We start from the raw sequence: 14,908 nt of genomic DNA, 5'->3' as shown, positions 1-14,908 counted from the left end.
ATGCTCTTGTGCGGCCATCTGTAGGAGCCAACCAGTTGGCTCCTACAGATATTTCCAGGTCAATCAGCCGACGCGGATCAAATTCAGGTCCTCAAGTGCTTGAACCAGATCCCACAGATCATCGTATGGCTGTCGATGGATCGATTCCCATGCCGGGTGTTCGACGTACAACAGGCCTTGCTCATCCCGGCTAATAACAATGCGCTCAAGGCCGGTGTCTTTTGATCGATGCACGATCACCGAATGGTCCGGTATGGACTCATCGATCAGGAACATTCCAGGCTCGGTCAGCTCTGTCTCGGTCGACAAGACCAGGGGTGTTCTATCGACGACTGCTGATTCGGTGACGTAATCCAGCGTTTGCATTTCAAGGCGGTAATCGCTCTGCAAATAGACGCTTTCGCGGGCATGGTTTTCCACCAGATGTTCGCCCGGATCCCTGAATGGTCCCCGCACCGAGCTTGGGCCGACATCAATGACTCGAATTCCTATAGCCCCTTCAAGCTCCGCAACGCCGGGAACAATTTTCTGGAAAGTATTGGCGTGGGTGTTGCCCACCAAGGCAATCCAGTTGTGTGACCCCATGACTTCTTGGTGCTTGCGAATCGTACGCGAGGCAAAGAAGTTCATCATTTGCTGGCGCGTGGTGGGCGCCTTGTTTTTGAGGCCTTCCAGGTGATAACTGGCTGAGCAATCAATGGCCCTGACTTCCAGTCCTTGTTCCCGTGCCCGAATCACCAGGTTTTCGAAGGTGTAGACCTTGTTGGGGTCCGTGGCGTAATCCCGGTCGAGTTTCTTCAAATCATGCAACAGGGTCTTGCTCATCTGCCCGGTCTCGGCGAAGCGGTCGAGATCGGCTTGATGCAGGTCCGTCTGCAGGTGTTCCATGTACAAGGTTTTTACCTGCTTGCGCGAGAGGTGCGGCAGGTTGTCGATAATGAATTGTTTGCTGGCGATGGAGCCATGCGCTTCGCCCACAACTGCGCCCGAGGTGTGTCCGTACAGCGTGTCGATGAAGTCTGGAATCGTTGTCCCTGGTTCAACGTTGGGTAGCGTTGGACGCGGCGGTAGAGCAACGGCAATGACCTGTTGCGCATCTTGTTGCAGTTGCCTGCGCAGGTCGAAAAACGCGTCGCGGACTGGGGTCAGGTGTTCGTCGTTGAAGGCATAGTCGTCATGCAGCCCGCCGTCACGGAAGTTCGCCAGTTCATGCATCGTCGGTCGCAGGTCGATGGGCAGATCGTAATTGGCGTCGAGGAGGGATTGCTGGATGGCCGTGAGTGAATGTTCCGCCGGCCAGGCATCCGGATCGACTCGCTGCCAAAGGCCAGTTTCATCTAGCTGAAAACCATGGCTGCCCGCGAAAGTAACGCTGTCCGCAGCTGAATGGGCGTTGCCCTCGAACAGTCGATACAACGCATCGTCCAAGTGTTTAGTTGGGGCTGTAGGGGGGGTTACCGTGAGGGTTGCAATCCGGAAATCAGCCATTTGTAGCGTGAAGTCGGCCTTGGCAAACGGATCGCCGGCAATCGATCCCGCTGCATCGCGACTCACTCGCGACGCGCTGCCAGCGGGGAGGCCTTCGAATCGCACACTGATCGCACCATTGAGTTCAGCGATCCCCGGGACCTGCCGCCAAGTGTTCGCCATTTTTTGGTCGAGCAACGCGATCCAGCGCCGTTGCGGCAGTGCCGTCGTGTCTGCGGCAATTACGTTGCTGCCAAAAAAATTGCTCATTTTTTGGGCGGCTGCAGGGTCATCTGCGGCAATGGCTACAGGGTTGTTATTGGACGGGTAGCTGACCGCCGAGTTGAACGGTTTGACCTCAATACCGTGTTTATGCGCGGCCTTTATGAGGTGGTAGTAGTCGTATTCCTTACTCTGATTATCCAGGGCGCCACCGTCGAGCTGTTTAAGGTGGTATTTGATCTCATGGGATCCCGATTTCGTCTTGCTGCCCAGTTTTTTGTACTTGGCCAACTTCCTCGGGTGGAGGTCGGTGAACAGGTGCTCGATGTACAACACTTCGACTTTTTGCTCGACGAGCAGCGGCATGTTGTCGATCAGCCATTGCTTACTGACTACCGAACGGGGCGCTTCGCTGATCACCAAACCATTGGTTTTTCCGAAGATCCCGTTGAGCAACGTCTCTGGCCGCGCCGCCACGTCAAACAGCGGAAGGTCGGGTCGGACTGGAAGTCTGACCTGTTCAAAAAAGGCGCTTGCGTCCCGGTAAAGAGCCTCCCTGAATCCTGAGTACGCTTTACGCAGGTCCGCGTAAATCTGCTCCATCCATTGCTCGATTCCAAGGCCGCTAAGGCCCAGCTGTGCTGCCGAGGGGTCGATGATGCCGTGCGTGTAAGGCCGCATATTTGGGGGCAGTTCATAGCTGTTCAATTCGCTGGCTGCTGAAGGTGGGTTGGCAGCTTCTTCCTCCAACGGATGAAAGTTCGGACGGCCGCCGCCACGCAGGTTCAGGTCGACCACCTGCCATTGGCCATTGCTGTCGAGGTAAACCGGTTGCTTGCCAAAAAAGGCGAAGGGATTACTGCCATCGACGATATGCCAGCAACGCATTCGTGCGTCGAATTGGACCCTGAACGTCAGGCCCTGCAGCTCGATGTAGTGTTGGCCCTGAACCAGAGTGACGCCTTTGGCATGCCCGCTGGCGATAGACGTTGTCTCTCGCAATGACACGCTTACGGCATAGGCTTGATTGAGCGTGCCCTGGGGAATGGCCGAATCTGTTTCTCGACGCAACGGCTGCCAGACCCCAGCGCTATTTTTTTCCGCAAATTGACCGGTGGGGATCAGCTCATCGGGGTGGCGAACATTCACCCTGAACAGCGGCGCGTGAGCGTTCGGGGTTGGACTTCCTGCCCAAAACTGCTCACCGTGAACCTGCATTGGGCGAAGCTGTTCAACGGGCGGTGACATTCGTTGAAGGTGTTTAGCGGCGTTGAGCACCTGTTTTTTTCCGCCATTGCCGGCCACATTGCGCAGGACATGGCCAAACCCCTTGAGCCCCGAATGCAGGTCGCCCGCGGCGCCGAGGCCATTGAACAGCGAGCTGAGAAGGTAGCCACTGGCGGCTTCCTTGTCGCCGTCGCTGAAAGCTTCGAGCGCGTGCAAGCTGTCACGCATCGCCAATAAAGCACCGACCGCGAAACTGGCAGGGGGAAAGGGCAGGGTGACGGCGGTGGCGATCAGTTCGACGCTGGTCCAGATCAGTTTTCTGAGCAGGTCGTTGCGTCCGCTGATGGTGTCTTCGACGTCGTGGACTTTGCGTTGGATGATCTGGTTGAAGTGCTGATCGTAGAGGTCAGTCAGTGGCGAGTCGGGCAGTATCGGGGGCTGACTGTTCCCGCCTGCTTTCATGTCCGCCAGAAAGAACGCCAACTTGCGGTTGGCGCTGATGCGGCAGCGATCCTTGTAGTAGTCACTCATACCGTGGTGTTTGAGCGTGTCAACAAAACTGCCGAGCAGGCGGAAATCCAGTCCGTCGGGCGCGTTCGGGGTATAGAGCAACGCGTCTCGGGCGTTGCCGGTGTGGTCCGGGGTCAGCACATGGCAGCCCAGCGCGGTTTCGGTTCGGGCGCCGGGCAGTGGCAGGAAATCCAGCAGGTTGCCGAGTTCAGGCACGTCAGTTGCGATCAGCGGGTTATTCAATTTGAACTGCAACGGGTAAAGGGGATGGCGACGACGAGTATCGGGTTCGCTGACGTGCATCTGCTCAATGGATGCCTTGAGCCACTGATATTGGTGTGCGTTGATTTCGTTTTTTAGATGGCTACGCAAGGCGGCAGCGTTCATCTGTAATTGGGTGATGAGCAGGCTGGTACGGCGACGGTACGTATAGCCCGTGCCGTGCGCATTGAGCAGAGTGCTCTTGATGCGAGCCACGTACTGATCGCTGAGCCACGCACCGTGTACCGAACGCGCCACTTTCTCGGCCGTTAGCGGCGTCAGGTCGATACCGTCGGGGCCCTTGAATCGAGCGTCGGTCAAAGCGTTGGTGGTGATCGGGTTGACGCTGTCGTCGTAGCCGTTGCGCAACATCTGAGTGTAATTCAGGGTTTCGCGGCTCGAAATGATCATGATTTCGTCAGAGTCGACCTGGCCCTCAGCGGTCCCGAGCAGTTCATTGATTTTCTGTGTGGCTCGCCGATGCACGTAGTCATCAAACGTCTGAATCTGCGCATGGGCTTTGGCCTCGTAGTGCACGTGGGCGGCATTGATGGCGTCCTCGAGTGCAACCAACTCCTGACGTTGGCTTGCGCTGGCGTTCAGGTACCAATGTGGAGTGTGTTGTTCCTGTTCGGCGAGCATCACCCCAATGCGCTTGTTCACCAGTGCGCGTAGCCCTTCGTCATAAGCCTGGGCTTGGGTGAAGGTGATGAAGTCGGCCGGTGGCTGGGGCTTTTGTTTCAGTTCGGACAACTGCTTTTCGAGGGCGATACGTTGGGTAGCGGGCACCTGCTTGAGCAGGTATTCGCTCAGGTCCGGGAACGCGCTCCAACTCGTCAATTCCTGACGCAGCTGATTTTCGTTGTCGAACCCTTGGAATTGACGGCCTCGCGGGTTTTCGGCCATGAACATCACCAGGCGTTCGAGCTGGCCTTGCGCGTCTTCTTGGCGGAACAGCAGCAGGTTGCTCAATACGTCGTGGTTGTTCAGCTTCACCTGCTGCACGCCTATCGTCCCGCCCGTTGCTTCACCGGCGGCTTGATTGAAGGCTTCGATCAAGTTGAAGTCCCGTGGCAGGATATGACCTTGCAGCTTCGCCGCGTAGGCCATGGCCGTCACCTGCTGGCGGGTCACGTCGCGCATGACCCGCTGGACGTTTGGCGATCCGTAGGCTTCTCGTTGCACTGGGGCGAAAGCGCTGCGTAAGTCCAGCGTCTGGATCAGTCCGCCAATATAGCCGTTGGTCAGTCCTGGGTAGGCCGAGCCAAGCGGCTGCCCCTGAAGAGTGACGGTGCTCCACGTCAGGAAAGCCGAACCAGCGTCCATGTCGCCGGGATGCAGTCCGTAGAGTGCCAGTTGAGTCAGGGAGCGGGTGACTTTATAGGGCTCGTTGCTCAGCGGTAACGTGCGCCATGTGGAAATCATCAGGTGTTGCGGGTTCAGATCATGGCCCAGATCGTTTTCGATTCGAGCGCGCAGGCGCTCGGTGGCAAACTGCTCTGGTGACGAAGCGCCGCCGAGCAGGCTCGATAATGCAGCACGTGCTTGCTCGTACTGTTTCAGGCTTTCGCCGTAGTGCAAGAGTTCTTCCCGGCTCGCGAGCGTGAACCAGTCCGGCAGGGCTTTGCGTTGCTTGCTTGCGTTGCTGCTGATGTCACGCAGTGCAAGCATCGCCGCTGGGCCAAAAAGTCCGGTCATGCGGATGGACTGATTGAGCAGATGTGCTCCGCCTTCGAACGCATGGCTGATATCCGCGCGTTGTTTGTCCAGTTGCCTGTCAAAAACGTGTTCGAACGGCATTTCGGCAATGGGCGTCAACTGCCAATCCAGCGTATCGAAGAGTTCAAGAAACAGGCCAGGGTCGGTTTCGATCTCGAGGAGCAGGGCCTGGAACCGTTGTTCGACATTGTTTAGCAACAGGCTGCGCAGGGCCGAGTTGTTGACCCAATGGGTAAGGGACTCAAGCAGCAACGCCCGGGAGCTAAACCCCTCCACGCCATAACCCGGCAGCACCAGTAACGTCGGTCCTTGGTGAGCGATGATTACCAGCGCACCGGCCAACTCAACGGTGTTTTGATCATTGAGCTTCAGTTGCAGGCTATAGAGTTCAGGTGCGAGGTGAGCGCCACTGTCTGTGGCCGACAGTGGCAGGCATTCGTTGTAGATAGAGTGCAAGGAACCGTCGGCAATTTTCAGCGCGACTTCATCGCGCAAGGCTTGCCCAAAGCCGGCAATGAACAGCTCACGCCGTGGTGTGTTTTGGGCGCTGGGTGCGCTCCAGAAAAAATCGATTCGGTTATGTATTTCTTGCAGTGTCAGGCCCTCAGGCTCTGGCAAGTGCGCGAGTTCGTTGGTCAGCGTGGCGCTTAGCGTCCTCAGGCGGCTGAGTAAAACTGAGGTGTTATTCAATAATGTCTGCATGCAGGACTCTTTAGTGGAGGCGTGGGGTGTTTCACGTCAATCGAACCAAAAAATCCAGCAGGCGGAGTGTTAGATAGTTATTGAAGTGTGGCGGCGGCAACCCGACCACAGGTAGCCTCATTACGCTATAATCCCGCGCTTTAGCTGTTCCTCGCGCCTGTTGCGAGGGCACATTTTTTCAGGCGCACGCCGCCTGCATACAGACTAAAGAGGCTAGACCCCTGTGGCATTGACGATTCTTGGCCTGTCCGGCGCCCTTAGCCATGATCCTTCCGCAGCCCTGTATATCGACGGCAAGCTGGTAGCGGCCGCTGAAGAAGAACGCTTCGTTCGCGATAAACATGCAAAGAACCGCATGCCGTACGAATCGGCAAAGTTCTGTCTGGAACAAGCGGGTATCAAGCCTTCTGATGTTGACGTGGTGGCGATTCCATTCGCGCCAGTCAGCCTGTTTGGCAAGGCTCGTTGGCATTACGCCAAGCGTTACTGGTATGCACCGGATCGCGCCCTTGATGCGCTGTTGATGGGCAACCGTCGCTACAAACGCTACCGCAACAAGATCGTCTTCTGCCTGGAACAGCTGGGCTTTGATCCGAAAAAGATCAAGATCGAACCGGTTGAACACCATTTGGCTCACGCCTCCAGCGCTTACCATTGCTCCGGTTTCAAAGAAAAAACCGCGATCATGGGCATCGACGGCAAGGGTGAATACGCCACCACGTTCTTCGGTTATGGCGAAAACGGCAAAATTCACAAGATCAAAGAGTTCTTCGATCCGGACTCCCTCGGCGGCTTGTATGGCGCGATCACTGAATTCCTCGGCTTCGAAATGCTCGACGGCGAATTCAAAGTGATGGGCATGGCGCCGTATGGCGATGCCAGCAAATATGACTTCTCGCGTCTGGCGACTTTTGAAAATGGCGAACTGGTGATTAACACCGACTACGCCAACGTCGTCGGTTTGCGTCGCTATAAAGAGAAAGGCAAGGGTTTTTACTTCTCGCCGAAATTGATCGAATGGCTGGGCCCGCGTCGTCAAGGCGACGTTGCTGACGAGCCGTACATCCATTACGCGGCCAGCATACAAGCGCTGTTCGAGAAGCTGTCATTGCAGATGATGGACTTTTATCTGGGCGACATCCTCAAGGAAACCGGCAAGCTAGCGTTCGCTGGCGGCTGTGCGTTAAACGTCAAACTTAACCAAAAAATCATCGCTCGCCCGGAGGTCAAAGAGTTGTTCGTGCAACCGGCGTCCGGCGATGCCGGCACCGCAGTGGGTGCTGCCGCGTATGTGTCCCACTCCCGTGGCGTACCGGTCGAGAAGATGGAACACGTCTACCTCGGCCCGGAATACAGCAACGAAGACGTGATCGCCGCGTGCGCTCGTCACCCGAGCAAACCGGTCTGGCGCCAGATCGACAATACCCCGCAGCGCATTGCCAAAATCATGGTCGAAGGCAATCCTGTGGCGTGGTTCCAGGGGCGGATGGAGTTTGGTCCGCGCGCACTGGGCGGTCGTTCAATCATTGGTTGCCCGAGCATTCCTGGCGTGGCTAACCGGATCAACGAACAAATCAAGTTCCGCGAGCGCTGGAGGCCTTTCTGCCCGTCTATGCTGGATACGGTCGGCCCGCAGATGATCAAGATTGATCACCCCGCGCCGTTCATGACCTTCACCTTCGAAGTGGCTGAAGAGTGGAAAACCCGGGTGCCGGAAGTGGTCCATGAGGATGGCACTTCCCGCGCTCAGGTGCTGGAGCGCCGGTTCAATCCGCGCTACTACGACATGATGAAAGCGCTGGAAGAACTGACCGGCAACGGCGTGTCGCTTAATACGTCGCTCAACCGACGTGGTGAGGCGATGATTTGTTCGCCGACCGACGCGCTGAACATGTTCTTCGGCTCCGATCTGGAATACCTGATCATGGAAGACATTTTGGTCCTCAAAGACGGCGTAGACGCTTATGACACGTTCGGCTGATCGCCATGTGCTGCAGTTTTGTCACGGCTATGACGGGCCGTTTCTCGACTGCGCCCGGCAATACGCCAGCTTGTTTGCCGGTAAAGGGTATCGGGTCACTACGGTATTCCTGACCGGCGCCGCTGATCCGGAGGTGGCCGCTGCGTGCGCCTCTGATGAAGTGTTGTTCCTTGAATACAGTTCCAAGGCCATCCGTGGCCTGAAGCTGGGGGCGATTCGCGATCTGCGCAAAATCGCCGCCACGCGTTCTTTCAGTTTCTGCATCGCTCATCGTTTCAAGCCGGTTTACATCGCCTTGTTGGCGACTCGCTTGCCGGTGATCGGTGTGCACCACGCGTTTGGCGACTACCATCGCCGTACCCGCAAACTGTTCGCGCATCTCTTTCGTTGGCGCCTGAGCCTGCTGGGCGTGTCCGACGCAGTGCGCGATGACATGCGTAAAAGCCTGCCGAAGTGGCCGACGGGTCGCATTCAAACCCTGTACAACCGGATCGACGTCGAGCAATTGCAGGCCACTCAGTTGCCGCCTGCCCAAGCCCGTCAAGAGTTAGGGCTTTCAGCGTCCGCATGGATCGTCGGCAATGTCGGTCGTCTGCACCCGGATAAAGATCAAGCAACGCTGCTGCGCGGTTTCGCCTTGGCGCTGCCGAATTTGCCCACTGAGAGCCAGTTGGTAATTCTTGGCACCGGTCGGCTGGAACACGATCTCAAAGCCTTGGCGCTGGAATTGGGCATTGGTTCACAGGTGCTGTTTCTCGGCCAGATTTCTGAAGCCCGCCGCTACTACAAAGCGTTCGATGTGTTTGCGCTGAGTTCGGACCACGAACCGTTCGGTATGGTGCTGCTGGAAGCCATGGTCGCGGGTGTTCCATTGCTGGCAACGGCGGCGGGTGGCGCCAAGGAAGTGGTTGAAGGCGTCGGCATTCTGTTTCCATTGGGTGATGATCAGCGTTTGGCCCAAGGCCTTATTCATCTGGCGACCCTGGATGAATCACAGCGCGCGGCCTGCGCCGAGTTAATGCTGCTGCGATTGCAAGAGCGGTTCTCTGATCAATCTGTGCGCGATGTGTTCTGGCGCTTGCCGCAAGTCATCAGCCTGATCGCGGAGTCGTAATGCTCAACCGATTTCAACGCTGGCGTGAACGTGGCTGGACCCCTATCGATGCCCCGACCTACGCCCAGGCCTGGCAACGCTTTGGTGGCAGCGTCGCAACTCATCCCCTGGTGATCGAACGCTTGGCCGCGCTGGCCGACATCCCTGTGCGTTACCTGGGTTGGGAACAGGGCGGCGAATTGCAGGCCGCGATCCCGACCTGGGGTCGCTCATTGGCGCTGTCAAAAGACGTGCTCAAGCGTAAAGGCAAAAAAGGTTTGTTCGATTTGGGCAATGCCGAGCTGATTTTGCCGGTGGCCAGCGGCGCGCAGGTTGCGCTACGGCACCGAGGACGCTATCTCTCGGCGCTGAATGAAGGCCGCGTCAGTACCCTGAAGCCTCAGCCGGAAGCGCTGGCAATGTCCCGTGCGCCGGAAGAGCTGTCAAAAAAATTTCGCTACAACCAACGGCGTGAGTTGCGGCTGCTGGAAGAGGCGGGCGGCGTAGTGCGCCCCGTCACTGATTTCACCAGCGCTGAATTGGCCGGCATGTATTGCAACCTGTTCCAGCGACGCTGGGGGTTCCCGGCCACGGGCGCTGAACGAATGGCAGACGTGGTCGAATTGATGCGTGAGCTGATGATCGGCTCGGTGCTGTTTCTGAACGATGCACCGATTGCCATCCAGTTGGTATACCGAGTCGAAGCGCCGGAATGGATCAGCGTCGAATACATCAACGGTGGCGTTGATCCTGAAAATCGAGGCTTTAGCCCTGGTAGCGTCCTCAGCTTCCTTAATACCCAAAGTGCTTGGGAACAGGCGCGCGCCGTTAATAAGCCACTGCGGTTCTCGTTTGGGCGTGCTGATCGCGAGTACAAGGACCGTTGGTGCAATCCCGTGCCGGTGTTTCAGGTATGACCTCAGGGCTGAGCCGAAAGCAGCAGTTGCTCAAGCGCCACCGGCGCAACAAGCGCGCGGTGTTGCTGATCGGCCTACTGCTGCTGGTTGTGATCGGTGTGCTGGTGGCGTGGTGGTTACCGCTGCTGTTGGCGGTTGTGGGATGGGTAGCCCATGAAGCCTGGTTTGCCGACCATTTGTTTTACTCCCCGAAAGATGATTATTGTTACCGCCTCCCGGAGGACAACGAACAGCTGAATGTCCGTCTGGAGGGCGAGTCTTTGCGATGTGATCACCCGCTGACGCTGACCGGCGATGAAACATTGATCGTTGAGCTGCGAATCAAAAGCTCGTGGCTTGGACGTTTTCTGGACCCCGTCATTGATTTGCTGAGCACCGACGCCAGCGATCAGCAGGCCTTCGAACGCGGCGTCGACGGTTTGCGTTACCTGAATTTGACCGGCCTGGGCGCCTCATTGGCCGACAGCTCGCTGCGTGTGCGCGGACGGTTTTGTCGGGTGTTGGGGCCACCGAGGTTGTGGGTATTTCGCCACACTGATGCCCGCCGTCAGCGGGTCATGGTGATTGCGCCCCACGCCGATGACGCCGAGTTGGCAGCGTTCGGCTTATACAGCCAAGCGGATGAAGCCTGGATCGTGACCCTGACCGCCGGTGAAATCGAAGCCGAACATTATCAGCAGATGGGCATGCCGCCTGCTGAAGCGGCGCGAGTCAAAGGCCGTTTGCGTGCTTGGGACAGCATCGCGGTGCCGCGTTGGGGTGGGGTGCCGGAAGCCCATTGCGTACAGCTCGGGTATTTCTGTCTGCAACTAACTGCAATGCAGGCCTCGCCGGATCAGCCCATTGCATCCCGAGAAGCAGAATTGAGTGATACCCGACTGTTTCGTCAGTTCAATCCGATGCTGTTACCCGGCGATTCGGACGGTGCGCCGACCTGGAACAATCTGTTGGCGGATCTGCGTGCTGTGTTGTTGAAGGCCCGTCCTCAAGTGTTGGTCATGCCGCATCCGTCGATTGACCCTCACCCAGATCACATCTGCGCACAGGCCGCCGTGCTTGAGGCATTGCAAGGCTTGGAATGGCAGCCGCAAACGATTCTCGGCTATGCCAATCACCTCCATGACAACGACCGCTGGCCCATGGGCAACGCCTACACCGGCGTAAGTTTGCCGCCCTATTTTGCAGGCGATGATTTGATCCCTTACAGCCTTGAACTGTCGGCCTCGACACAACGTGACAAGGCCATGGCGCTGGGCATGATGCACGACCTGCAACCGCCAGCGCCTTTCAAGCGCCGGGTCCGTCGTTGGTTGCAACAGCTGCTGGCGGGGCGACGTTGGCCGGCAGAAGGTGAAAACGAATTTTTCAGAAAAGCCGTCCGCCGACACGAGTTGTTCTGGCGCAAGGACAGTTGATTTAACCGGCACTGCGCCTTGAGGAAAACGATGAAGGTTCTATTTCTGGTGCAAAAGGAACAGCGTGCCATTCTGGATCGCCTGTATGAGGGCGTCGCGGAGCATTGCGAATGTGATTTGCGCTGGCTGACTTCGGCGCAACAGCGGAACCTGCGAGGCTACTTCCGGCGTGAAGTGGACGTCACACGTTACGACCGCATCGTTTTCTTTCTTCGCTTCAAACAAGAAATTCGTCAGGTACCGTTTATTCGCACGGTTCCCAATCTGGTCATTCTCGAACACGACGCCTACCAAAATTACATCCCCTGCAAATACACCGGCAAATTCAGCGCGCACTATCGCAAACTGCCGTGGGTGCGGGTGATCAGTTCAGGGTTCATGGTCAGCGAGCGTCTGCGCGAAGAAGGTGTCGACGCGGTGTTTGTACCCAAAGGCTACGACCAGAATTTGTTACAGGACCAAGGCCGCAAGCGGGACATCGAACTGGCCTTCGTCGGCAGCACCAACAGCGTTGCCTATAGCGGTCGTAAGGCGTTGCTTGAAGAGCTAGGCCGGGTGGAAACGCTAGTCGTGACCCGGACCAAATCCGGCGAGGAATATCGCGACACGTTGAATCGGATTCAGTTTTTTGTAAGCGCGGATGTCGGCATGGGCGAATACATGATCAAAAATTTCGAAGCCATGGCCTGTGGCTGCGTATTGTTGGCATTCGATCAAGGGGCCGCCGAGAATAGTGCGCTGGGTTTGATAGATATGCAGAACGTGGTGTTCTACAGCAGCATTCCCCAGTTGCAGGAAAAGCTCGCGCTGCTACGTACCGACCCCGAACTGGCATCGCGAATAGCCATCAACGGAAGAAATCTTGCGGTATCACAATTCAGTTTCGCGGCAATTGGTAAACGCGTTGTCCAAGAGCTTGAGCCTAAACTTCGGGTCCAGGCAAAATTGAGCTGGTTCGACCGTCTTCGAGGAACCGTTGGAATTTGATCGGTGGTTGGACTCAGCTATTGAGTTTGACGGGTATGCTCTCCGAGGACGATGCTGCTCGGATTGATGTGCCCCGAACGAAAATTCAGTACGTGGACATGAGAGGGCAGGCGTTGGAAAACAACACTTCTACTTTAAAAAAATCGGCAGTAAACAGTGATGGCTATGAAACCTACATTGCGTAAGGATGCTCACCTGTTTTTTTTTGGCAGGTGGGATGATCCGCAGGCATCAAGCAGTAGCAAACCACTACGGCAATGGATGCAACGGCAGGAAGGGACGGATTGGACTCGAACATGAAATGGCCTTTGGTCTCGATTCTGGTGCCGTGTTTCAACCACGAGCGCTACATCGAAGAGTGCTTGCTGAGTATCCTTCGGCAGGACTATGACAACTTTGAGTTGATTGTCGTTAACGACGGATCGACCGACGCCAGCGCCGAAAAAATCGAGGCGTTGCGCCAGATCTACGGTTTTCAGTTCTATCAACAAGAAAACGAGGGCGTGAGTGCTGCGCTGAATACGGCCCTGAGTCATGCTGTCGGCGAATTCATCATCACCCACGATTCCGATGATGTGATGCTCGAAGGCCGCGTGCGTCGTCAGGTCAGTTATCTGCAAGAGCATCCTGGCGTTGGCTTACTCGGTGCAAGAGTCATTTATATAGATGCTGAAGGGACGCAGCTCAAACACAGCGAGCCTACCAAGAACTCGGTGCAAAGCTGGACATTTGATCAACTGCTCGCGAGTGCCCATGCGGTGGGTGCGCCTGTTGCGATGTACCGCCGGGAAGCAATCGACAGGGTTGGGGGTTACGATCCAACGATCAAGGTCCAGGATTTTCAGATGACCTTGAAAATTGCTCGCTTGGATTATCGCGTCGATATCTTGCCTGACTTCGTCACCTTGTACCGCCGACACGATACAAACATTTCCAAGGTTGCCTACAAAAGTCAGCTTATTTATGACTTGCAGGTCATCGAATCGTACAAAGACAACCCTGCTTATGCGTCAGCTAAATTGGCCATCGTCAATAAGGCGCTGAAAGAGTCAGTGGTCGCCGACAAAGACTTTGCTCGCGGACTGTTCATCAGCATTCCGGTATACCGTTGGAACAGACTGACGTGGAAACGCTTCAGGCATTTCATCTTCAAATCCAACAAGAATAAAGGTGTTCGGTGAGTCGTAATCTTCAGCAGTCCAGTAACTTCATCGATGGCTTCCACGATATACGAACTCAATTGAGCGCATTGCGCAGTCATTTCGGAATGGCGGGCCAGTTGCTTGGCTTTGGGTTGTTCTGGAGCGTTGCCGGGGTGCTGCTGACGCCCTCGATGAAGTTTTATACCTGGTTAATGACGGCGTTTGTGTATTTACCGTGCATCTATCTGCTGATCAAACGGTTCGGGGATTTTCGGGAAATGGTCCAGGGACGGCGAGAGCTGTGGCTGTTTCTGGTGTTATTCAGTTGGTCGGTTATATCCCTGAGCTGGAGCGGCACGGATGAAAATTATTTAACGCTGATCAAGCGCGAACTGTTTTTCCTGTCGCTGGTGCTGGGCTGGGTCGTGTGGGGCCGGATATTCAATCGACAACTGCAAAGCATGCTGATTATTTGGGGCGCGATGGCTGGCGTGTATGCGCTGGTTTCCATCATTGCGTTTCCAATGCGCGATCTGCCGAGGATTTATGGGTTTGGCAGTTTCATGGATAACCCGAATCCAGCCGGTTATACCATCGGGTTTTTGCTGGTGCTCAGCTGCACTTGGTGGCCTCAACGCCTTTGGGCAAGGCTGGCGTGGGCGGCATTGCAAGCGTGCTCATTGTCGTTTGTCATCATGACCGGCAGTCGTGGCCCGCTTGTTTCATTGGTGGCGGTGGCCGGCGTGGTTATGTTGGTGGGAGGAAGACCGCTCTACAGGATGTTGGCGGTGACATTGGTTATCGCTGCTGTTTGCCTGTTCATGTTTGAACCCTCGTTGTTGCAGCGGGGTGATTCCGAACGGCTGGGGTTGATAAAAAACGCGCTGGAGCTTATACCGCAGCATCCGTGGCTCGGCATCGGCCTGAGCGCTAACTATGCGGTGTCGGCCGGCGGTGCGATTTTCGACCACTGCCATAATTTTGTGCTCGATACCGCGTTGCAATACGGCGTGATATTTACCGCGCTGTGGGTGTTTCTCTGGGGCTGGGTCGGGTTGCGCGCTTGGCGCTGCCGCGATCAAACGCTGGGCATGGCCGTGCTGCTGGCGTGGGTCTTCGCCTCGGTGGCCTTGCAGTTTGATGTGTTTACCCTGTTCGGGCGGGCGCGAGCGATGTGGATGGTGGTTTGGGTGCCGTTCCTGCTCAGTTTGTGCCTGAGTAAAACCCCGGTCAGCGAGCGGCCATTGATTGACCGCGTCTGAATC

At 56.4% G+C, this 14,908-nt stretch carries 8 protein-coding genes; 7 read left to right on the top strand and 1 reads right to left on the bottom strand.

Annotated elements, in window-relative coordinates:
• Positions 1 to 63: 63 nt before the first annotated feature.
• Positions 64 to 6,108, bottom strand: a complete 6,045-nt coding sequence (locus tag RHM59_RS14255) for a membrane-targeted effector domain-containing toxin (protein WP_322224453.1) — start codon at positions 6,106 to 6,108, stop codon at positions 64 to 66.
• A gap of 223 nt (positions 6,109 to 6,331) precedes the next feature.
• Between RHM59_RS14255 and RHM59_RS14250 the strand changes: the two genes are divergently transcribed.
• The 7 genes from RHM59_RS14250 (at position 6,332) to RHM59_RS14220 (ending at position 14,905) form a co-directional block, all read left to right on the top strand.
• The gene (locus tag RHM59_RS14250; protein ID WP_322167330.1) at positions 6,332 to 8,089 is read left to right on the top strand and encodes a carbamoyltransferase; all 1,758 of its coding nucleotides are present in this window, start codon (positions 6,332 to 6,334) and stop codon (positions 8,087 to 8,089) included.
• A complete protein-coding gene (locus tag RHM59_RS14245; protein ID WP_322224451.1) occupies positions 8,073 to 9,203 on the top strand; it encodes a glycosyltransferase in 1,131 nt (376 codons plus the stop codon). Before RHM59_RS14250 ends, RHM59_RS14245 begins: the two co-directional genes overlap by 17 nt.
• The gene (locus RHM59_RS14240) at positions 9,203 to 10,099 is read left to right on the top strand and encodes an antimicrobial resistance protein Mig-14 (protein ID WP_322224449.1); all 897 of its coding nucleotides are present in this window, start codon (positions 9,203 to 9,205) and stop codon (positions 10,097 to 10,099) included. Before RHM59_RS14245 ends, RHM59_RS14240 begins: the two co-directional genes overlap by 1 nt.
• A gap of 8 nt (positions 10,100 to 10,107) precedes the next feature.
• Positions 10,108 to 11,514, top strand: coding sequence for a PIG-L deacetylase family protein (locus RHM59_RS14235; protein WP_322170681.1), 1,407 nt, complete (start codon positions 10,108 to 10,110; stop codon positions 11,512 to 11,514).
• A gap of 30 nt (positions 11,515 to 11,544) precedes the next feature.
• The gene (locus RHM59_RS14230; protein ID WP_322167334.1) at positions 11,545 to 12,501 is read left to right on the top strand and encodes a glycosyltransferase; all 957 of its coding nucleotides are present in this window, start codon (positions 11,545 to 11,547) and stop codon (positions 12,499 to 12,501) included.
• Between the two features lie 296 nt (positions 12,502 to 12,797).
• Positions 12,798 to 13,682: a glycosyltransferase family A protein gene (locus RHM59_RS14225; RefSeq protein ID WP_322167335.1), complete on the top strand. Its 885-nt coding sequence runs from the start codon at positions 12,798 to 12,800 to the stop codon at positions 13,680 to 13,682.
• Entirely contained in the window at positions 13,679 to 14,905 is a 1,227-nt protein-coding gene (locus tag RHM59_RS14220) for an O-antigen ligase family protein (protein WP_322167336.1), read from the top strand. Before RHM59_RS14225 ends, RHM59_RS14220 begins: the two co-directional genes overlap by 4 nt.
• Positions 14,906 to 14,908: the final 3 nt, after the last annotated feature.

Origin of the sequence: Pseudomonas sp. MH10 (genome assembly GCF_034353045.1) — a bacterium.
Lineage (GTDB): Bacteria > Pseudomonadota > Gammaproteobacteria > Pseudomonadales > Pseudomonadaceae > Aquipseudomonas.
This window is presented reverse-complemented; position numbering and strand designations above follow the sequence as displayed.

Coding starts and splice junctions, on each gene's coding strand:
- RHM59_RS14245 (WP_322224451.1), top strand. CDS start 8,073: ATGACACGTTCGGCTGATCGCCATGTGCTGCAGTTTTGTCACGGCTAT.
- RHM59_RS14255 (WP_322224453.1), bottom strand. CDS start 6,108: ATGCAGACATTATTGAATAACACCTCAGTTTTACTCAGCCGCCTGAGG.
- RHM59_RS14225 (WP_322167335.1), top strand. CDS start 12,798: ATGAAATGGCCTTTGGTCTCGATTCTGGTGCCGTGTTTCAACCACGAG.
- RHM59_RS14240 (WP_322224449.1), top strand. CDS start 9,203: ATGCTCAACCGATTTCAACGCTGGCGTGAACGTGGCTGGACCCCTATC.
- RHM59_RS14230 (WP_322167334.1), top strand. CDS start 11,545: ATGAAGGTTCTATTTCTGGTGCAAAAGGAACAGCGTGCCATTCTGGAT.